Here is a 20,744-nt window from a genome sequence, read left to right as displayed (position 1 = left end):
TCTATGAGCCTGCTGGCCGCATCTGGAAAACAGGAGAGCGCAAAAGCAGAACGCCCGCATAAGCGGGCGTCGGGGGCAAGTCGGGAGGGGATGATTATTCTTCTTCGTCGCGCAGCGGAACAATCAGCATATCAACGTGAACGGTGTTGATAAGTTGACGCGCGGAAGACATCAGTTTGCTCCAGAAGTCCTGGTGATGACCACAAACAACCAGATCCATATCGTATTTCTTGATTGCATCCACCAGAACCTGACCCAGATCGCCGCTGCCGCTCAGGGTTTCAGTGATTGGGTAACCTGCGTTGGTAGAGAGCTCGGTCAGCGCGTGATGCGTCTCTTCGGAGATGCGTTTCTGCATATCACCCAGATTCACATCAATAAGCCCGGTGTATAGGTCAGAGTAGTTTACATCTACGTGGATCAGAGAAACCTTCGCATTGTAGGGACGAGCCATAGAGACTGCTTTCTCTACCAGAACTTTGCTTTCCGGGGAGAGATCGACCGCGATGAGAATGTGTTTATAAGCCATAGTGTTACTCCTTCCATAAAGTTGTCGATGACTGGCCAGCTAGCGTTTCTTGTGCCGTTACGTCACCCGCGTCCTGCGAACTACGTGCGCGGGGCTAACCCAGCCGTAAAGATTCAGTGTTAAGACCATCCTTACCTTATAGCGACCCAGATGATCCGTCAATCCGCCTTGCTTACCAATCAGATAATCAAATTTTCGAGATGAATATATTGATAGTGGTTAACCTTATGGAAAAAAAACAAGCTGATCTCCTACACTATCTATAGAGCCGCTCGGATGTGTGTCACGACAAAAGCGGTTTCTCCAGGACCTGGTGTTAACTGATTGGCAGCGTATCGGGAGCGGTAGCCCCGGAGTGGAACTCCGTGGGCAGGTCGCCGGGGAGGAGGTATGATAAGCACCGTCGCATTATTTTGGGCTTTATGTGTCGTTTGCATTGTTAACATGGCGCGCTATTTCTCATCACTACGCGCGTTGTTAGTGGTACTGCGTAATTGCGATCCATTGCTCTATCAATATGTAGATGGAGGGGGCTTTTTTACCTCACATGGCCAACCTAACAAACAGGTGCGTCTCGTCTGGTATATCTATGCTCAGAGGTATCGCGATCATCACGATGATGAGTTTATTCGTCGCTGCGAGCGTGTGCGTCGGCAGTTTATTCTGACCAGCGCATTGTGTGGTCTGGTCGTGGTAAGCCTGATTGCATTGATGATCTGGCATTAAGTACCACAGCAATAACGCATAAAAAAAGCGGGTCAGAAAACTGACCCGCTCGTGACTTATGACAAACGCAAAATTGCCTGATGCGCTACGCTTATCAGGCCTACATGATCTCTGCAATTTATTGAATTTGCATGTTTTTGTAGGCCGGATAAGGCGTTCACGCCGCATCCGGCATGAACAAAGCGCACTATGTCAACAATCTGAAGCGGGTCATTCAGCTGACCCGCTCGTTTTTCTGCGTGCGATTACAGGAACTGCAAGGAGATCCAGTACAGCCCGCCGGAGAGCAGTATCGCAGCCGGGAGGGTAAACACCCACGCCATCAGAATGCTGGTTACTGTTTTACGCTGTAAGCCGCCGCCATCAACAACCATCGTCCCCGCTACGGAAGAGGAGAGTACGTGAGTGGTGGAAACCGGCATCCCGGTATAACTCGCCAGGCCGATAGACACCGCAGCCGTCATCTGGGCAGACATCCCCTGAGCGTAGGTCATGCCTTTCTTACCGATTTTCTCACCGATAGTCGTTGCCACACGACGCCAGCCAATCATCGTACCGATACCTAATGCCAGCGCGACCGCCATGATGATCCACACCGGAGCGTACTCGATGGTACTCAGCATATCGGACTTCAGTTTCTTCAACAGACGCTGATCATCTGCTGTGACGCCAGGCATTTTCACCACTTTGTCGATGGTGTCAGATACGCACAGCATAATGCGGCGCATCTGGCTACGTTGGTCAAGCGACAGCTTGTCGTAGCTTTCCACGTCAGCAGTCAACATGCCTTTCAGGCGATTGAGCGCGTTAATGGTATTCGACGGATGGCAATGGAACTCCGCAGGTTGTGTTGCGCCTGCTTCCGGAGTCGGTACTAACTGATCAGCACCGGTCGCCTGTTTCAGCAGTGCAGGGTGTTGCTCAAAGTAAGCTTCCACGTTGTTGATTGCATCACGGGTACGAGTGATTTCGTAGCCTGAGGCATTCATATTAACCACGAAGCCCGCTGGTGCGACGCCAATCAGCACCAGCATAACCAGACCAATGCCTTTCTGACCATCGTTCGCGCCGTGGGAAAACGCCACGCCGACAGCGGAAAGGATCAGCGCGATACGCGTCCAGAACGGCGGTTTTTTCTTACCGTCTTTCTTTTCACGCTCCGCTGGGGTCAGGTGGATACGGGCGCGTTTCTTGGTGCCGCTCCAGTAGCGACGCAGCAAGAAAATTAGACCGCCAGCAAACACCAGGCCGACAATAGGGGAAACGATCAGAGATGCGAAAATACTTAATACTTTCGGGATATTGAGTGCATCCACCACTGACGTACCGGTCATCAACGCATTGGTTAAACCAATACCGATGATTGCGCCAATCAGCGTATGAGAGCTGGATGCAGGTAAACCAAAGTACCAGGTACCCAGGTTCCAGATAATCGCCGCCAGTAACATAGAGAACACCATGGCAAGGCCATGAGACGATCCCATATTAAGCAGCAAGTCTGTCGGCAGCATATGCACAATGGCATAGGCAACACTCAGACCACCCAGCAAAACACCCAAAAAGTTGAACACTGCCGCCATAACCACTGCGAGCTGAGAACGCATCGCGCGGGTATAGATGACAGTTGCCACAGCGTTGGCTGTGTCATGGAAACCATTAATGGCTTCATAGAACAGCACAAAAGCCAGTGCAAGCAATAATAACAGCCCGGTATGCAAATCCAGGCCAGCAAACAAATGTAGCATAGGACGTTACGCCATTTTGAGGACATGAACGCGGCGCATTATCAGTGACTTTCGCGGCGCGGGCAAAGTGAAATATAGATTTTTTTGATTTGCCTCCTGTATGATTTTTGCTCAAAAAATAATTATCTTATATAATTCAGGTAAATACTTCCCCTAAGTAATATTGATGCTGGTGCGACCACTGAGGAATCTTTACAATTCACGCCCGTTTTTTCTAAGAGGAGCGCAACGTGGAAAGGTTTGATGCCATTATTATAGGCGCTGGTGCGGCTGGTATGTTCTGTTCTGCGCTGGCAGGTCAGGCGGGACGCAGAGTTTTGCTGATTGATAATGGTAAAAAACCGGGGCGCAAAATCCTCATGTCTGGCGGTGGACGCTGCAACTTTACCAACCTTTATGTCGAGCCTGGCGCCTATCTGAGCCAGAATCCGCATTTTTGTAAGTCTGCACTCGCGCGTTTTACCCAGTGGGATTTCATTGATCTGGTCAATAAACACGGCATCGCCTGGCACGAGAAAACGTTAGGGCAACTCTTCTGTGATGACTCTGCACAGCAGATTGTCGACATGCTGGTGGATGAGTGTGAAAAGGGTAATGTGACCTTCAGATTGCGCAGCGAAGTGCTGAGTGTGGCAAAGGATGAAACGGGGTTTACGCTTGAACTGAACGGTATGACCGTCGGCTGCGATAAACTGGTCATTGCCACCGGAGGCCTCTCGATGCCTGGTCTGGGCGCATCGCCGTTCGGTTATAAGATTGCCGAACAATTTGGCCTCAACGTGTTGCCCACCCGCGCTGGCCTGGTGCCATTCACTCTGCATAAACCGTTGCTGGAAGAGTTACAGGTGCTGGCAGGCGTGGCGGCGCCTTCGGTGATCACCGCTGAAAACGGCACTGTATTCCGCGAGAACTTACTCTTCACTCATCGTGGCTTATCCGGCCCTGCGGTATTACAGATTTCCAGCTACTGGCAGCCGGGAGAATTTGTCAGCATCAATCTGCTACCGGATGTGGATCTCGAAACCTTCCTTAATGAGCAGCGTAACGCACATCCAAACCAGAGCCTGAAGAACACCCTGGCGGTTCATCTGCCGAAACGGTTGGTTGAACGGTTACAACAACTCGGGCAAATCCCGGATGTCTCGCTAAAACAGCTCAACGTGCGTGATCAACAGGCGCTGATTACCACATTGACCGACTGGCGCGTACAACCTAACGGCACTGAAGGCTATCGCACCGCCGAAGTGACGCTCGGCGGAGTGGACACCAACGAACTCTCTTCACGGACAATGGAAGCGCGCAAAGTGCCGGGGCTGTACTTCATTGGTGAAGTGATGGACGTCACCGGCTGGCTGGGGGGCTATAACTTCCAGTGGGCATGGTCGAGTGCGTGGGCTTGTGCGCAGGATTTGGCGGCAGAATAAGAAGCAAAATGCCCCCTCGTTTTCGTGGTGTAACCAGGGGGGATTAACCTGAATAAAGCCCAGATAAGACATTCGACACCTTATCTAAAGCCTTTTCTATTATTTTTTCGCTGAACCCGCTTCTAATATAGAAACGATTGAAAACAGCGTAAAACACACTGCACCTAAGCCCACCAAAACTCGCGAGGGAATAAAGTAAGCCATATCGATTTGCGCAATTTCAGCAAGGAACGCCGCGAGGAATAGGCAAAACAGACAGGTAAATACCGGTATCATTGGTATTCTGTTGGTTAACGAACAGGTGCGTCTCCAGACTAACGCCAACAGCCACACTTTGGAGAAAATGCTGTAGCAGATCATCCCCAGACAAATGAGAATAATGCCGGGTGCCAGACGGGCGCTTGCATCTGAACTGATTAATACGTAGATACCCTGAATAACGGTAAGTGAGCCGAGCAAAATAACCCAATAACACCAGAGCCAATGTTCTTTCGCTGAGAATGTGTTCCGCGTTTGATGAACAATAGTGGCGACCAGGCCAATAAGACAAGCGCAAATTGCCGTTAGCCCCAGGAATACATGGCCTGCAACATAATGCGCTGGAATATCTGCACTACGCAAAAGCGCAACTGACCAGAGGAAACCAAAGAGAGTCAGAAGTAGTGGCACGGCAATTAAGCAATTACCAATAAACGAAGAATAAGCCTGAAGCGGAGTTCCATCGCTTTTACTCCCTGCTGCGTTTTTCGGGATGAGCAGAAAATGCCCGGAAGATGCCGCGACGGTTGATACGCAGGCGGCAATCATCCCAACACCAAAAATAACGTGCCCGGCAACAAATTCATCCGCCATCACATTATCACTTGCCAGCAGAGACCATCCCCAAATCATCGTTGCAACGGAACCTGAATAACCAATAATAGGAAATAGCGTGTTGTAGAATTTATTCACACCATGATTTAACTGAGAGATGATAATAAATGCAGTAGTGAACAACGCCAGGCATATTGCAGAAAGAGAAATTAAAACATGCCCTGCAACGAAATATTCACTTTGCCCAGAACCTGCTAATACAAAATCACCTAACGCGATGCATATTATACCCATTATCAAAGGGATTAATTTAAACAACCATCCGATATATATGTTCATCTCAATCTCCATATGCGTTTCCGCTAATGTCAGAAAGCGTGTAAGTAGTATTTTTAGTCAATTAAATATAACAATGAGATACCACTAATTGTAAAAAGTAACTTTACTATAACCGGATTTATTGTTCTGAGTATTGAATTTTATAGGCGAGTTAATGCTGGCAAATAAATATTTATCCTACAGCTAATTCTGAATGAATATCTTTTCCTTATTTTTCATCGTTGCTTAAAACGCTGCTTTTTCTCATCCACCCTCTTTTCGCAAAAATACCTTATTACCTTTTGGTAAGATATTTGTACACAAGAGAATAATAACACTGCGTGATAGTCACCGTTCCTGTTAAGGATATTTTGGGTTAAAAACGTAATCGAAATGTAGAACATCGTGATGTATCACAAGCTGATTGTAATCAAATAGACAACATGAATATAACTGTTAGTATTTAATTGATTTCAATTATGAGTATGCGTGTTTCATTTACGGCCAGGAATGCTGATGATGACAACATTACTACCCGTTTTCACTAAGCTTTCCCCGTTGGCGCTCATCTTGCGGCGCCCTGGTCGTATATGCCGTTTCCTTCTCATCCCGGATGGAAGAATCCGCTGAACATCGTTCGGCGGCTGCTGTAACACGCGTCGTTTACTTACAGGGATTATGGCGGGTCGATTATGGATAAGATTAAGCGCCATCTGGCGTGGTGGGTTGTCGGGTTACTGGCGGTTGCTGCCGTCGTGGCGTGGTGGTTATTGCGCCCGGCAGGTGTACCGGAGGGTTTTGCCGTCAGTAATGGTCGCATTGAAGCGACGGAAGTGGATATCGCCAGTAAAATTGCCGGACGTATTGACACCATTCTGGTGAAAGAGGGGCAGTTTGTCCGCGAAGGCGAAGTGCTGGCGAAGATGGACACTCGCGTGTTGCAGGAGCAGCGACTGGAAGCCATCGCGCAAATCAAAGAGGCGCAAAGTGCCGTTGCCGCCGCGCAGGCTTTGCTGGAACAGCGGCAAAGTGAAACTCGTGCCGCGCAGTCATTGGTCAATCAACGACAGGCCGAACTGGACTCCGTTGCCAAACGTCATACGCGTTCCCGCTCGCTCGCCCATCGTGGAGCTATTTCTGCGCAACAACTGGATGACGACCGCGCCGCCGCCGAAAGCGCCCGTGCTGCGCTGGAATCGGCAAAAGCCCAGGTATCGGCTTCTAAAGCGGCTATAGAAGCAGCACGCACCAATATCATTCAGGCGCAAACCCGCGTCGAAGCCGCGCAAGCCACTGAACGGCGCATTGCCGCAGATATCGATGACAGTGAACTAAAAGCCCCGCGCGATGGGCGTGTGCAGTATCGGGTTGCTGAGCCAGGCGAAGTGCTGGCGGCAGGCGGTCGGGTGCTGAATATGGTCGATCTGAGCGACGTTTATATGACCTTCTTCCTGCCAACCGAACAGGCGGGTACGCTGAAACTAGGCGGAGAAGCACGGCTGATCCTCGATGCCGCGCCAGATCTGCGTATTCCTGCGACCATCAGTTTTGTCGCCAGCGTCGCCCAGTTCACGCCAAAAACCGTCGAAACCAGCGATGAACGGCTGAAACTGATGTTCCGCGTCAAAGCGCGTATCCCACCGGAATTACTCCAGCAACATCTGGAATATGTCAAAACCGGTTTGCCGGGCGTGGCGTGGGTGCGGGTGAACGAAGAACGTCCGTGGCCTGAAGACCTGGTGGTGAGGTTGCCGCAATGACGCATCTGGAACTGGCTCCCGTTCCGCCTGTCGCGCAACTGGCGGGCGTGAGCCAGCATTATGGAAAAACCGTTGCGCTGAACAATATCACTCTCGATATTCCGGCACGCTGCATGGTCGGGCTGATTGGCCCGGACGGCGTCGGGAAGTCGAGTTTGTTATCGCTGATTTCCGGTGCCCGCGTCATTGAGCAGGGCAACGTGATCGTGCTGGGCGGCGATATGCGCGACCCGAAGCATCGCCGCGACGTCTGCCCGCGTATCGCCTGGATGCCGCAGGGGCTGGGAAAAAATCTCTACCACACCTTGTCGGTGTATGAAAACGTCGATTTTTTCGCCCGCCTGTTTGGCCACGACAAAGCGGAGCGGGAAGTCCGAATTAATGAGCTGCTGACCAGCACCGGGTTAGCACCGTTTCGCGATCGTCCGGCGGGAAAGCTCTCCGGCGGGATGAAGCAAAAACTTGGACTATGCTGTGCGTTAATCCACGACCCGGAATTGTTGATTCTTGATGAGCCAACGACGGGGGTTGACCCGCTCTCTCGCGCTCAGTTCTGGGATCTCATCGACAGTATTCGCCAGCGGCAGAGCAATATGAGCGTGCTGGTCGCCACCGCCTATATGGAAGAGGCCGAACGCTTCGACTGGCTGGTGGCGATGAATGCCGGAGAAGTGCTGGCGACCGGTAGCGCCGAAGAACTGCGTCAGCAAACGCAAAGCGCCACGCTGGAAGAAGCATTTATTAATCTGTTACCGCAAGCGCAACGCCAGGCGCATCAGGCGGTAGTGATCCCACCGTATCAACCTGAAAACGCAGAGATTGCCATCGAAGCGCGCGATCTGACCATGCGTTTTGGTTCCTTCGTTGCCGTTGATCACGTCAATTTCCGCATTCCACGCGGGGAGATTTTTGGCTTCCTCGGTTCGAACGGCTGCGGTAAATCCACCACCATGAAAATGCTTACTGGGCTGCTGCCCGCCAGCGAAGGTGAGGCGTGGCTGTTTGGGCAACCGGTTGATCCAAAAGATATTGATACCCGTCGTCGGGTGGGGTATATGTCGCAGGCGTTTTCGCTCTATAACGAACTCACCGTGCGGCAAAACCTGGAGTTACATGCTCGTTTGTTTCACATCCCGGAAGCGGAAATTCCTGCGCGAGTGGCTGAAATGAGCGAGCGTTTTAAGCTCAATGACGTTGAAGATGTGCTGCCGGAGTCATTGCCGCTCGGCATTCGCCAGCGGCTTTCGCTGGCGGTGGCGGTGATTCATCGCCCGGAGATGTTAATCCTCGATGAACCTACTTCTGGCGTCGATCCGGTGGCGAGGGATATGTTCTGGCAGTTGATGGTCGATCTCTCGCGCCAGGACAAAGTGACCATTTTCATCTCCACCCACTTTATGAACGAAGCGGAACGCTGCGACCGTATCTCGCTGATGCACGCCGGAAAAGTGCTCGCCAGCGGTACACCGCAGGAACTGGTTGAGAAACGCGGAGCCGCCAGTCTGGAAGAGGCATTTATCGCCTGTTTGCAGGAGGCGGCGGGGCAGAGCAACGAAGCCGAAGCACCGCCCGTGGTGCGCAACGCTACCCATGCGCCGCGTCAGGGATTTAGCCTGCGCCGTCTGTTTAGCTACAGCCGCCGCGAAGCACTGGAACTGCGACGCGATCCGGTGCGTTCGACGCTGGCGCTGATGGGAACGGTGATCCTGATGCTGATAATGGGCTATGGCATCAGTATGGATGTGGAAAACCTGCGCTTTGCGGTGCTCGACCGCGACCAGACCGTCAGCAGCCAGGCGTGGACGCTCAATCTCTCCGGTTCCCGTTACTTTATCGAACAGCCGCCGCTCACCAGTTATGACGAACTTGACCGCCGGATGCGTGCGGGCGATATCACGGTGGCGATTGAGATCCCGCCCAATTTCGGGCGTGATATCGCGCGTGGTACGCCTGTGGAGCTCGGTGTCTGGATCGACGGTGCGATGCCCAGCCGTGCCGAAACGGTAAAAGGTTACGTGCAGGCGATGCACCAGAGTTGGTTACAGGATGTGGCGAGCCGGCAATCGACGCCCGCCAGCCAAAGCGGACTGATGAATATTGAGACGCGCTATCGCTATAACCCGGACGTAAAAAGCCTGCCAGCGATTGTTCCGGCGGTGATCCCGCTTCTGCTGATGATGATCCCGTCAATGCTAAGCGCCCTTAGCGTGGTGCGGGAAAAAGAGTTGGGGTCGATTATCAACCTTTACGTGACCCCCACCACGCGTAGCGAATTTTTGCTCGGCAAACAGCTACCGTACATCGCGCTGGGGATGCTGAACTTTTTCCTGCTCTGCGCCTTGTCGGTGTTTGTGTTTGGTGTGCCGCATAAAGGCAGCTTCCTGACGCTCACCCTGGCGGCGTTGCTGTATATCATCATTGCCACCGGAATGGGGCTGCTGATCTCCACTTTTATGAAGAGCCAGATTGCCGCCATTTTCGGTACGGCGATTATCACGTTGATTCCGGCGACGCAGTTTTCCGGGATGATCGATCCGGTGGCATCGCTGGAAGGGCCGGGGCGTTGGATCGGCGAGGTTTATCCTACCAGTCATTTTCTGACTATCGCGCGCGGGACGTTTTCGAAGGCGCTGGATCTGACGGACTTGTGGCAACTTTTTATCCCGTTGCTGATAGCCATACCGCTGGTGATGGGCTTAAGCATCCTGCTGCTGAAAAAACAGGAGGGATGATGCGCCATTTACGCAATATTTTTAATCTGGGTATCAAAGAGTTGCGCAGCCTGCTTGGTGATAAAGCAATGCTGACGCTGATTATCTTCTCGTTTACGGTGTCGGTGTACTCGTCGGCAACCGTCACGCCAGGATCGTTAAATCTGGCGCCGATCGCCATTGCCGATATGGATCAATCGCAGTTGTCGAACCGGATCGTTAACAGCTTCTACCGCCCGTGGTTTTTGCCGCCGGAGATGATCACTGCCGATGAGATGGATGCCGGACTGGACGCCGGGCGCTATACCTTTGCGGTAAATATTCCGCCTAATTTTCAGCGTGATGTCCTCGCCGGACGCCAGCCGGATATTCAGGTGAACGTCGATGCCACGCGCATGAGCCAGGCATTCACTGGCAACGGGTATATCCAGAATATTATCAACGGTGAAGTGAACAGCTTTGTCGCGCGCTACCGTGATAACAGCGAACCGTTGGTATCGCTGGAAACCCGGATGCGCTTTAACCCGAATCTCGATCCCGCGTGGTTTGGTGGGGTGATGGCGATCATCAACAACATTACCATGCTGGCGATTGTTTTGACCGGATCGGCGCTGATCCGCGAGCGTGAACACGGCACGGTGGAACATTTACTGGTGATGCCGATAACGCCGTTTGAGATCATGATGGCGAAGGTCTGGTCGATGGGGCTGGTGGTGCTGGTGGTGTCGGGATTATCGCTGGTGCTGATGGTAAAAGGCGTGCTGGGCGTACCGATAGAAGGCTCGATCCCGCTGTTTATGCTTGGCGTGGCGCTCAGTCTGTTTGCCACCACGTCAATCGGCATTTTCATGGGGACGATAGCGCGCTCAATGCCGCAACTGGGGCTGCTGGTGATTCTGGTGCTGCTGCCGCTGCAAATGCTTTCCGGTGGTTCCACGCCGCGCGAAAGTATGCCGCAGATGGTGCAGGACATTATGCTGACCATGCCGACGACACACTTTGTCAGCCTCGCGCAGGCCATTCTCTACCGTGGTGCCGGATTCGAAATCGTCTGGCCGCAATTCCTGACGCTGATGGCAATTGGCGGCGCGTTTTTCACCATCGCGCTGCTGCGATTCAGAAAGACGATTGGAACAATGGCGTAAGGAAGGGAAACTTGACTTCATATTGTGATGTCATACTATTGATGTCATAAAGTGAAGTCATAAGGACATGCCATGAGAACACAGGTACAGGCTTTACGGAAGAAACAAAAAAATACATTGGATCAAATATTTAAATCTCCTGTTCCTCAAGGGATTAAGTGGTCTGATATAGAGTCACTGGTTAAAGCATTAGGCGGAGAAATTAAGGAAGGAAGAGGCTCGCGTTGTAAGTTCATACTAAATATGAGCGTTGCGTGTTTCCATCGGCCTCATCCGTCGCCAGATACCGATAAAGGCGCTGTAGAAAGCGTGCGTGACTGGTTACTAAGTATAGGGGTAAAACCATGATCAAACTGAAGACGCCAAATTCTATGGAGATTGCCGGGCAACCTGCTGTAATTACCTATGTGCCAGAACTGAATGCATTTCGTGGCAAATTCCTGGGCTTGTCAGGTTATTGTGATTTTGTCTCTGACAGCATTCAGGGGCTGCAAAAAGAGGGGGAGCTTTCCCTGCGAGAGTATCTTGAGGATTGTAAAGCTGCGGGTATTGAGCCTTATGCGCGTACAGAAAAGATTAAGACCTTTACGTTACGCTATCCAGAATCGCTGAGTGAACGCCTTAATAATGCGGCTGCGCAGCAACAAGTCTCTGTTAATACCTATATTATTGAAACGCTGAATGAGCGTTTGAATCATTTATAAATTTTAGCGGCGTTCATTACGCAGAACATCTGCCTTTACAGGATCTATCTATGCAACTGAACTTAATTTTATAAATTAAGTTCAGTTAATATCTTTTCTTTCCGCGTTTCAGAAATAACTCAATCTTCCTTCGGCAAGCACTGTAAATGCCCGTGTCGCACGCCGCGCTGGGCGATAACGTCATCGGCAAAATGCTGCACGTCACCCATGTCACCTTTCAGCACGGCGATTTCCAGACAGTCGTCGTGATTAATGTGGACATGCAGTGTGGCGACCGAGAGATCGTGGTGATGATGCTGGGTGGAGACAATACGGCTGGCTAAGTCGCGTTTTTCGTGCTCATACACATACGACAGCACTGCGAAACCTTGTGTGCCGTGCTGCTGGGTGGCCTCCTGCGCCAGGGCGCTGCGCAGAATATCGCGGATAGCTTCGGAACGGTTGTTATAGCCACGACGCTGGCTCAGGCTGTCCAGCGTCTCCAGTAAATCGTCATCAAGCGTGATGGTGACTCGTTGCATTTGCGTTAAACCTTTTCAGTGGCGCGACGGCGCACGGGGAATGCGGGTAATACCGCGTTTTGTAGCACACGTCCGGCGTCAGAGGAAAAAGTTAATTTCTCTCCCACCACCTGGGTTTCGACGATTTGTCCGTTGTCCATCACCATCACCCGCTGACAGAAACGTTCCACCAAGCGTAAGTCGTGGGTGATGAACAGGCAGGCGGTGCCAAACTGTTGTTGTAGCTTTTTCAGTAGACGAATGACGCCCGCTTGTAACACGAGATCAAGGTTAGAAACGGCTTCATCCAGAATCAGCAGTTTCGGTTCGACCGCCAGCGCGCGCGCCAGGCAGACGCGCTGGAGCTGACCGCCGCTTAATTGCGGTGGGCGTTTGTCGAGCACGCTGTCATCGAGATCTACCGCCTTCAGCATTTCACTGGCGCGCGCCAGTTGTTCGGCTTTTTTCAGCGATAGCAGGTGGCGCATCGGTTCTCGCAGGATCTCGCGCACGGTTTTGCGTGGGTTAACGGCGCTGATGGAGTCCTGAAACACCATCTGAATATCACGGCGGAACGCTTTACGTTGCGCGCGATTGAGTTTCGCCAGCGGTTCGCCACGCCAGCTAATATTCCCTTGTGAGGGCGACTCTAAGCCTACCAGCAGCCGCGCGAGGGTACTCTTTCCGCAGCCACTGCGTCCCAGCAGGGCGACGGTTTCACCGCTTTTCAGGGTCAGAGAAACGTTATTGAGTACCGCCTGATGCTGGTGCTTACCGCTGAATCCACCGTGCGCATAGTGATGTGAAAGGTTGGAGACGTTAAGTAAAGTCATGATGCCAGCTCCATACCGTAGAGGGCGAGATGAGCGGAAACCAGGCTGCGCGTCACCGTATGTTTGGGGGCGTTAAACAGCGTTTCTACATCGCCCTGTTCAACAATCTTGCCGTGAGACATTACCGCCACATCGTCCGCCAGACGCGCTACTACGCCCATATCATGGGTGACCAGCAGCATCCCCGGCGCTTGTTTTTGCATAATGCTTTCCAGTAGATCGAGGATGCGCGCTTGCGCTACTACATCAAGGTCGGTGGTTGGTTCATCGGCGATGATAAACGGCGATTCGCACAGCACCGCCATCGCAATCATCATGCGCTGCAACATACCGCCGCTCATCTCGAACGGGTACAGCTTCAGCACGCGCGCGGCGTTTTCCAGCCCCACCGCTTCTATGGCAGCGATAAGCGTGGCGTCATCGGCGGGTTTCCCCAGTGCCAGGCAGGTTTCCCGCGCGTGGGTGTGCATGGTGTGCAGCGGATTAAAGGCGCTGCGCGGGTTCTGCATGATGGTGGCAATTTTGATACCGCGTAGCGCGCAGGGCGAAACCGGTTTGCCATCGGCTAAAATTTCTCCCGCCGTCTGGCAAACGCCTGCGGGCAGAATGCCCAGCGTCGCGGCGCAGGTCAGTGATTTCCCGCTGCCGCTACCGCCGACTAACGCCAGCACACGCCCGCGTTTAAGGGTTAACGATACGCCGTGCACCAGCGGCTGCGCGGCCTGTAGCGCGATATTACGTAGTTCAATCTGTTGCGGCATTAGTGTGCGTGCTCCGTCACCAGATGAGGATCCAGATGATCGCGCAGTGCGTCACCCACCAGGTTAAAGGCCATCACGCTGATAAACAGCGCCAGCCCCGGCCAGAACATTTGCAGCGGCTGGGTCCAGATATACTGACGTGCGTCGTTAATCATCACGCCCCATTCGGCGGTCGGTGCGGTCACGCCGAGGCCGAGGAAGGACATCCCCGCGACGTGCAGCATCATATGGCCGATATCCAGCGTTGCCAGCACCAGCAGCGAGGGGATCGCCGCACCTGCCAGATGATCAACAAACACCCGCACATGGCCCGCGCCAGAAAGCCGTGATGCCAGCACAAACTCGCGCTGGCGCAGTGAAATCACCAGGCTGCGCACCATGCGTGCATACCACGCCCAGTGCGACAGGGCGATGGCGATAATTACGTTGGTCAGCCCGGTGCCGAGCACGCCAACCATAAAGAACGACAGAATCGACGTCGGGAAGGTCATAAACATATCGGCGACGCGCATGGTGGCCTGATCAACGCGTCCGCCAATCAGTCCGGCGCTGCCGCCAATAACCAGCCCTAATGTCAGCACCAGCAGCAGGCAGGCCATTACCGAACCGAGCGACACGCGGGTCGCCGCCATCAGCCGCGAGAAAATATCACGCCCTAAGTGATCGGTGCCCAGCCAGTGCTGCGCATCCGGCGAGAGCAGGCGCGACGGCAGATCAATCGCCTGTGGGTCATACGGCAGCCACCACTGGCTGGTGAGCGCAATCAGCGCCAGCAGGGCGATAATGATCAGCGCCAGGCGTACCGACCAGCGGGAAGAGAGGAAAAAGTTCACGCGTGCGCTCCTTCATGACGACGAATACGCGGGTCCAGCGCGGCGTTGAGTAAATCAACAATCAAATTACAGACCACAAAAACCACCACCATCATCAGCGTAAAGCATTGAATTACCGGATAGTCACGGTTAAAAATCGCCGACACCGCATAGCGTCCTACCCCCGGCCAGGCAAAGATGTTTTCGATAATCATCGTCCCGCCGATCAGTTCGCCGATGTGCATCCCCACGGCGGTGATCATCGGCAACGAGGCATTGCGCAGGATGTGACGGCGTTCGGTCTGTTTAGCGTTAAGCCCGCGTAGCCGTGCCCAGGTCACGTGACGCTGACCGGCGACGTCGAGCATACTGGCGCGCAGCAGCCGCGCGTTAATCGCCAGCGACATAAAGGCGATGGAAACCGCCGGCAAAATGATGTGCTGCCAGTCGCCGTAGCCCATCGCGGGTAGCCATTGCAGATACACCGAAAACGCCATCACCAGTAAAAACGCCAGCCAGAAGTTAGGCATTGAGACGCCAAGAAACGCGATGAAACGCACGGCGAAATCCGGCAGGCGGTCGCGATGGCGCGCCGCCCAGATACCGAGCGGCACGGAAGTGAGCAGAATTAACACCAGCGCCGCGCCTGCCAGTTCCAATGTTGCGGGCAGGAAGTTCAGCATATCGTCGAGCACCGGGCGTTGGCTGGCGAATGAGATACCAAAGTCAAGATGCAGCGCCTTCCACAACCAGGTGCCGTACTGGACGTACAGCGGCTGATCCAGTCCCAGCATGGTGCGGGTAGAGGCCAGCATCTCCGGCGTCGGCGGCAGGTTAGATAAACGCAAATAGTCGAGCGCCGGGTCGCCGGTGCCGAGGCGCAACATCAGAAAAATGATCACCGAGGCGGCGAGCACCATCGGGATCAGCAGCAGAAGGCGGCGTAATACGTATCGCAACATTAAGGTTTCACCGGTTTAATCTGTTCGAACGGAATTTCGGTGGCGATCGGCGCGTAGGGGATGTTACCCAGATCCGGTTTTGATACCACCATCATTGAGATGTAACTGATAGGCAGATAAACCGCCTCGTCATGCAGACGGGTCAGAATGTCGCGATACAGCGCCTGACGTTGTGTTTCATCATGGGTCGCCAGCACTTCGCCGATCTCTTTATCAATCAGCGGTTTGTCGGCTAATCCTTGCTGTGCCTGGAAGTCAGCGTGTGACGGTACGCGCATTGAACTCAGGAAGGCGTGTGGATCGTATGGCGCGCCCCAGGTGCGGTGGAAAATCATGCCAAAACGACCGTCGCGCTGACGAGCATAGATACTGCTCTCTTCTTCGCCAATCAGCGAGACATCTGCGCCAATCTGGCGCATATCAGCCTGAATGATTTCCGCCATCGATTTGCTTAACGCATCGGTGCCGATGAACGACAGTTCAATGCGCAGCGGCTGACCATTTTTCTCGCGGATGTCTTTGCCCGCAGGCAGCGTCCAACCGGCTTTTTCCAGCAACTCTTTCGCTTTCTGCGGATCGTACTGGCGCGGTTTCAGGCCGAGATTAGCGTAGGGCACGGAAGGGGCAAACAGGGTGTCGGCGACCTGCTGAGTGCCATACAACGCGTTATCAATCAGCGATTTTTTGTTTACCGCGTAATTAAGAGCTTCACGTACTGCCAGCTCGTTGGTGGGGGCTTTGGCGGTATTGAGCGCCAGCATCACGGTTTCGATCGGCTGTGACAGTTGGGTGTGGTAAGCCGGGTTCTGGCTAAAGCGGGCGAAGGTATCGAGCGGTAATAACCCTTCGTTTCCGTACAGCAGGTCGATATCACCGGTTTCGAAAGCTACTGCGCGAGTGGTCGGATCCGGGATCACGTTGAAGGTGATCTTTTTAATCGCCGGCTTTTCGCCCCAGTAGTTTTCGTTACGGACGAAGACATCGTACTGATTCAGTTTCGATTCCTGCAAAACCCACGGCCCGGTGCCAATTGGCGCTTTAATCCCGTTCATGGTTTCATGGTTTTTAAACTGCGAGGGGGCGATAAAGCGGAAAGGGCGGGGCAGAGCCAGTTCTTGCAGGAAAGGATAGTAGGCGCTTTTCAGGGTGATTTGCAGCTCCGTTTTACTGAGTGCTTTGACATCAACAATCTGGTTTGCCAGCTCCAGCCAGGCGTGACGTTGGCGGTTATCGAGCACTGCGCGGAAGTTTTCTGCCGCCGCCTCTGCATCAAATGGTTCACCGTTAGAGAATTTCACGTCATCGCGCAGGGTGAAGGTCCAGGTTTTGCCATCTTCCGAATGGATCCAGCTTTTTGCCAGCCACGGGATCACCGAACCATCTGCCTGGTATTTCACCAGCGGTTCATAAACCATGCTTTGGGCGAACATCTGGTTAGGCGTGTAAAGGTGCGGGTTTAGTGGCCCGACATTCACCGGCCAGGCGGTGGTGATTTCATCTGGCGCGGCAGCATGGACGATAAAAGACGCACAAGCCAGCAGCGCAAATAGAGTGCGGCGGAGTGTGGAGAACATAGTAGCCCCAATGGATAAATAGTTGGCGAAATAAGTATGGCGACGATTCGCTATGTTGAAATCTGGTAGTGACTCTGCATATGCGGCCTGGGGGCGGCCTGTTCCCCTCACCCTAACCCTCTCCCCAAAGGGGCGAGGGGATGGTCCGTGCGCTTTTGTGACTGCAACTGCAATCGCCACTCATTGCACGGTGTGCCCCCTCTCCCTTTCAGGGAGAGGGTTGGGGTGAGGGTAAAATACGGTGATAATCCCACTACCTTCCCTAAAAACGGGGAAAACTGCGCCCGCTCATGTTGAGTCATCGATTTCAAGTATGACGATTTTAAGTATTCGTCATACTGATAACCTGTTCTGGATCAATAGATGGGCAGTCGGATGGGCGGATCAGTTAAGCGAATCGACCCATTGCACCGCGTCGGTGGTGAGCGTAAAGGGGGTAGGGGTGCAGATCGCCAGACTTAAATTTTCAAGCTGACAATGGCTGACAGACAGCGAGGACTGATAGGTGCTGTCTACGCTGACGATTTGCCAGGCGCTGCCGCCACGCTGTTTAACGATGGCTTCTTTGCGTGTCCAGATGCGCCAGAACATTTCCAGTTGCTGATCAGGATGCACGGCGTCCATTTCGGCATGTTCCCCGAGGCTAAACACCGTGTTTGCCAGCCAGTGCCAGTTGGCGCGCGGGCGAATCACTTCGATATCGCAGCCAACTTCGCCTTCATCGCTCAATAGCAGGGCGATATCGTCACCGCTATGACTTAAGTTGAACCATAGCGGGGTTTCCGGCGCGAATGCGGGTTTGCCCTGTTCACCGTAGATGATGTCCGGTAGCGGAGAAAGCACGTGTGAAAGCAATGCACGTCCCGCCAGCCAGCGTTCGCGTCGTGGACCTTGCGGTGCTTGATCGCGTAAAGCCGGTGGCAGTGGAACTGCGCTTAAGGTCGAAACTTTCCCCAGAACTATCCGATACATATCAGAGCCAACGTTTAATGGAAAAGGAAAGTGCGTATCGTATCACTTGTCGCCTCATCCCGGTAACCGACTTTTCGGTCGTCCCGGTCCCAGTAAAATCGCCAGTTTGCTGCCGCCTTTGGTGGTTTCCATCCAGATTTTACAGACGCTGGTTAATGGCACCGAAAGCAGCATACCCACCGGACCGAGTAACCACCCCCAGATCAACAATGACAGAAACACCACCATGGTGGACATCCCCAGTCGATGCCCCATCATCCGTGGCTCTAAAATATTGCCGATGACCATATGGACAACTAAAAACAGTGCACCGACCAGAATACATTCGTAAACGCCATTAAACAGCAACACCTGAATCATTGGCGGTACGGCGGAGATCACCGCGCCAATATTGGGAACGTAGTTGAGCAAAAACGCCAGTACCGCCCACATCAGCGCAAACTGTACGCCCATTAGCGCCAATCCCAGCCAGACGATGACGCCTGTCCATAAACTGAGCAGCGTCTTCAATGCAAGATAGTGCGAAACACCTTTTAAGGCGCGGTGTAGTCCGGCGATGTGAATCTGTGGATTATTCAACGCAAAACGCATTTTGTAAGGCACGTGGCGCACTTCAAACAGCATGAAAACTACGGTCATCACCAGCAGAAGCACGCTCGCCATTGCGCCGGAAAGCCCGGTCATCAGCGCAGTGGTGAAGGCGACAACTTTTTCCGAATCCATCCGCTGAAGCATTCGTTCGGGCGACATATGCAGATTAAGAAACGGTAACATCTCTTGTAATTTAAACAGCTTACGGGTCAGTTCCTTATTAAACTTCGGCAGCATAGAGATAAATTCGTTAAACGATGCCGCCAGTACGCCGACCAGCGCAGTAAGTGCTATCAGCATCACCACCACCACAATGGTAATGGCAATGGGGCGTTGTACTCCACGACGAATAAACCAGGTGACCAGCGGATTGAGGACAATGGCGAAAAAGAGCGCCAGTAGCAGTTGCACAATGATATCTGCCGCTGCGTGAATGCCGGCGAGAATCACTACCAGCGAGGCCAGCTTGAGCAGAATATGCATTCCTGTTTTATCCGGTTGAAGGGTTTCCATTGGGGCTTCCTTGTGACTTTTTGTATTAAGTGTAGCGGGAGTCACGCCAGCAATATTCTGATTCTTACTGCTGATTTTCACGCCAGCCCGTGGTAAAAATGAAACACTGTTGTAAAAATGTGGTGATCCTCATGCCCGAACCCGTTGCCGAACCCGCGCTAAACGGATTGCGTCTTAACCTGCGCATTGTCTCCATTGTCATGTTTAACTTCGCCAGCTACCTCACCATCGGGTTGCCGCTCGCCGTATTGCCGGGCTATGTCCATGATGTGATGGGATTTAGTGCCTTCTGGGCGGGTTTAGTTATCAGCCTGCAATATTTCGCTACTTTGCTGAGTCGTCCACATGCCGGGCGTTACGCCGATTTGCTGGGACCCAAAAAGATAGTCGTCTTCGGGTTGTGCGGCTGCTTTTTGAGCGGGCTGGGGTATCTGACAGCAGGATTAACCGCCAGCCTGCCCGTCATCAGCCTGTTATTACTTTGCCTGGGGCGCGTGATCCTCGGAATTGGACAAAGTTTTGCCGGAACCGGATCGACACTGTGGGGCGTTGGCGTGGTTGGCTCGCTGCATATCGGGCGGGTAATTTCGTGGAACGGCATTGTCACTTACGGGGCGATGGCGATGGGCGCGCCGTTGGGCGTGCTGTTTTATCACTGGGGCGGGTTGCAGACGCTGGCATTAATCATTATGGCCGTGGCGCTGGTGGCCATTTTGTTGGCGATCCCGCGTCCGTCGGTGAAAGCCAGCAAAGGCAAGCCACTGCCGTTTCGCGCGGTGCTTGGGCGCGTCTGGCTGTACGGCATGGCGCTGGCACTGGCTTCTGCCGGATTTGGCGTCATCGCCACCTTTATCACACTGTTTTATGACGCTAAAGGTTGGGACGGTGCGGCCTTCGCGCTGACGCTGTTTAGCTGTGCGTTTGTCGGCACGCGACTGTTATTCCCTAACGGCATTAATCGTATCGGCGGCTTAAACGTGGCGATGATCTGCTTTAGCGTTGAGATAATCGGCCTGCTATTGGTTGGCGTAGCCACCGTACCGTGGATGGCGAAGATCGGCGTCTTGCTGGCTGGCGCTGGGTTTTCGCTGGTGTTTCCGGCATTGGGCGTGGTGGCGGTAAAAGCAGTTCCGCAACAGAATCAGGGTGCGGCGTTGGCAACCTATACCGTGTTTATGGATTTATCGCTGGGTGTGACCGGGCCGCTGGCAGGGCTGGTGATGAGTTGGGCTGGCGTGCCGGTGATTTATCTGGCTGCGGCGGGGCTGGTAGCAATCGCGTTATTGCTGACGTGGCGATTAAAAAAACGGCCTCCGGAACACGTTCCTGAGACCGTCTCATCATCTTAAAA

20 protein-coding genes are annotated in these 20,744 nt (G+C 53.2%); 9 read left to right on the top strand and 11 right to left on the bottom strand.

Going from position 1 to position 20,744, the window contains the following annotated elements; all coding sequences use genetic code 11:
* Window positions 1–94 precede the first annotated feature (94 nt).
* A complete protein-coding gene (gene uspA / locus A7Z29_RS12195) occupies window positions 95–529 on the bottom strand; it encodes a universal stress protein UspA (protein ID WP_000323571.1) in 435 nt (144 codons plus the stop codon).
* Window positions 530–919: 390 nt separating this feature from the next.
* Here uspA and uspB point away from each other — a divergent pair, with 390 nt between their 5' ends.
* Window positions 920–1,255 carry a universal stress protein UspB gene (uspB, locus tag A7Z29_RS12190; protein ID WP_000626187.1) on the top strand — a complete coding sequence of 112 codons (336 nt, stop codon included), beginning with the start codon at window positions 920–922 and terminating at the stop codon, window positions 1,253–1,255.
* Between the two features lie 245 nt (window positions 1,256–1,500).
* Here the strand turns inward: uspB and pitA are convergent, their stop codons facing one another.
* Entirely contained in the window at window positions 1,501–3,000 is a 1,500-nt protein-coding gene (pitA, locus tag A7Z29_RS12185) for an inorganic phosphate transporter PitA (protein ID WP_000902771.1), read from the bottom strand.
* Window positions 3,001–3,230: 230 nt separating this feature from the next.
* On the opposite strand from pitA, the gene A7Z29_RS12180 reads away from it, so the two are divergent.
* The gene (locus A7Z29_RS12180; protein WP_000439175.1) at window positions 3,231–4,424 is read left to right on the top strand and encodes a BaiN/RdsA family NAD(P)/FAD-dependent oxidoreductase; all 1,194 of its coding nucleotides are present in this window, start codon (window positions 3,231–3,233) and stop codon (window positions 4,422–4,424) included.
* 99 nt (window positions 4,425–4,523) lie between these two features.
* Here the strand turns inward: A7Z29_RS12180 and A7Z29_RS12175 are convergent, their stop codons facing one another.
* Window positions 4,524–5,576 (bottom strand): DUF2776 family protein, encoded by a 1,053-nt coding sequence (locus tag A7Z29_RS12175; RefSeq protein WP_105290305.1) that lies wholly within the window; start codon window positions 5,574–5,576, stop codon window positions 4,524–4,526.
* A gap of 495 nt (window positions 5,577–6,071) precedes the next feature.
* On the opposite strand from A7Z29_RS12175, the gene A7Z29_RS23735 reads away from it, so the two are divergent.
* The 6 genes from A7Z29_RS23735 (at window position 6,072) to A7Z29_RS12150 (ending at window position 11,875) form a co-directional block, all read left to right on the top strand.
* Window positions 6,072–6,185, top strand: a complete 114-nt coding sequence (locus A7Z29_RS23735; RefSeq protein ID WP_286135342.1) for a hypothetical protein — start codon at window positions 6,072–6,074, stop codon at window positions 6,183–6,185.
* A gap of 62 nt (window positions 6,186–6,247) precedes the next feature.
* Entirely contained in the window at window positions 6,248–7,315 is a 1,068-nt protein-coding gene (locus A7Z29_RS12170; protein ID WP_105290296.1) for an HlyD family secretion protein, read from the top strand.
* Window positions 7,312–10,047: a ribosome-associated ATPase/putative transporter RbbA gene (rbbA, locus tag A7Z29_RS12165; RefSeq protein WP_105290295.1), complete on the top strand. Its 2,736-nt coding sequence runs from the start codon at window positions 7,312–7,314 to the stop codon at window positions 10,045–10,047. Before A7Z29_RS12170 ends, rbbA begins: the two co-directional genes overlap by 4 nt.
* Window positions 10,047–11,171 carry an ABC transporter permease gene (locus A7Z29_RS12160; RefSeq protein ID WP_024212598.1) on the top strand — a complete coding sequence of 375 codons (1,125 nt, stop codon included), beginning with the start codon at window positions 10,047–10,049 and terminating at the stop codon, window positions 11,169–11,171. Before rbbA ends, A7Z29_RS12160 begins: the two co-directional genes overlap by 1 nt.
* A gap of 72 nt (window positions 11,172–11,243) precedes the next feature.
* Window positions 11,244–11,519 (top strand): type II toxin-antitoxin system HicA family toxin, encoded by a 276-nt coding sequence (locus A7Z29_RS12155; protein WP_001260301.1) that lies wholly within the window; start codon window positions 11,244–11,246, stop codon window positions 11,517–11,519.
* Complete coding sequence (locus tag A7Z29_RS12150; RefSeq protein ID WP_000593555.1) at window positions 11,516–11,875, top strand: type II toxin-antitoxin system HicB family antitoxin; 360 nt, start codon at window positions 11,516–11,518, stop codon at window positions 11,873–11,875. The genes A7Z29_RS12155 and A7Z29_RS12150 overlap by 4 nt, the downstream gene beginning before the upstream one ends.
* A gap of 119 nt (window positions 11,876–11,994) precedes the next feature.
* Here the strand turns inward: A7Z29_RS12150 and nikR are convergent, their stop codons facing one another.
* From nikR to A7Z29_RS12110, 8 genes are all read right to left on the bottom strand, one after another.
* A complete protein-coding gene (nikR, locus tag A7Z29_RS12145; protein ID WP_001190062.1) occupies window positions 11,995–12,396 on the bottom strand; it encodes a nickel-responsive transcriptional regulator NikR in 402 nt (133 codons plus the stop codon).
* A 5-nt stretch (window positions 12,397–12,401) separates the two neighbouring features.
* Window positions 12,402–13,208: a nickel import ATP-binding protein NikE gene (nikE, locus tag A7Z29_RS12140; RefSeq protein WP_000173713.1), complete on the bottom strand. Its 807-nt coding sequence runs from the start codon at window positions 13,206–13,208 to the stop codon at window positions 12,402–12,404.
* Complete coding sequence (gene nikD, locus A7Z29_RS12135) at window positions 13,205–13,969, bottom strand: nickel import ATP-binding protein NikD (protein ID WP_105290294.1); 765 nt, start codon at window positions 13,967–13,969, stop codon at window positions 13,205–13,207. The genes nikE and nikD overlap by 4 nt, the downstream gene beginning before the upstream one ends.
* A complete protein-coding gene (gene nikC, locus A7Z29_RS12130; RefSeq protein ID WP_097482345.1) occupies window positions 13,969–14,802 on the bottom strand; it encodes a nickel ABC transporter permease subunit NikC in 834 nt (277 codons plus the stop codon). Before nikC ends, nikD begins: the two co-directional genes overlap by 1 nt.
* Window positions 14,799–15,743 carry a nickel ABC transporter permease subunit NikB gene (nikB, locus tag A7Z29_RS12125; RefSeq protein WP_000947092.1) on the bottom strand — a complete coding sequence of 315 codons (945 nt, stop codon included), beginning with the start codon at window positions 15,741–15,743 and terminating at the stop codon, window positions 14,799–14,801. The genes nikC and nikB overlap by 4 nt, the downstream gene beginning before the upstream one ends.
* Entirely contained in the window at window positions 15,743–17,317 is a 1,575-nt protein-coding gene (nikA, locus tag A7Z29_RS12120; RefSeq protein WP_105290293.1) for a nickel ABC transporter substrate-binding protein, read from the bottom strand. The genes nikB and nikA overlap by 1 nt, the downstream gene beginning before the upstream one ends.
* A gap of 384 nt (window positions 17,318–17,701) precedes the next feature.
* The gene (acpT, locus tag A7Z29_RS12115) at window positions 17,702–18,289 is read right to left on the bottom strand and encodes a 4'-phosphopantetheinyl transferase AcpT (protein ID WP_000285798.1); all 588 of its coding nucleotides are present in this window, start codon (window positions 18,287–18,289) and stop codon (window positions 17,702–17,704) included.
* 54 nt (window positions 18,290–18,343) lie between these two features.
* Window positions 18,344–19,393: an AI-2E family transporter gene (locus A7Z29_RS12110; RefSeq protein ID WP_105290292.1), complete on the bottom strand. Its 1,050-nt coding sequence runs from the start codon at window positions 19,391–19,393 to the stop codon at window positions 18,344–18,346.
* 98 nt (window positions 19,394–19,491) lie between these two features.
* Between A7Z29_RS12110 and A7Z29_RS12105 the strand changes: the two genes are divergently transcribed.
* Entirely contained in the window at window positions 19,492–20,742 is a 1,251-nt protein-coding gene (locus A7Z29_RS12105) for an MFS transporter (RefSeq protein WP_123058185.1), read from the top strand.
* Window positions 20,743–20,744 lie beyond the last annotated feature (2 nt).

This window comes from Escherichia sp. MOD1-EC6842 (genome assembly GCF_002965705.1).
Lineage (GTDB): Bacteria > Pseudomonadota > Gammaproteobacteria > Enterobacterales > Enterobacteriaceae > Escherichia > Escherichia ruysiae.
The sequence above is the reverse complement of the archived record's forward strand: the minus strand, read 5'-3'. Positions and strand labels throughout refer to the sequence as shown.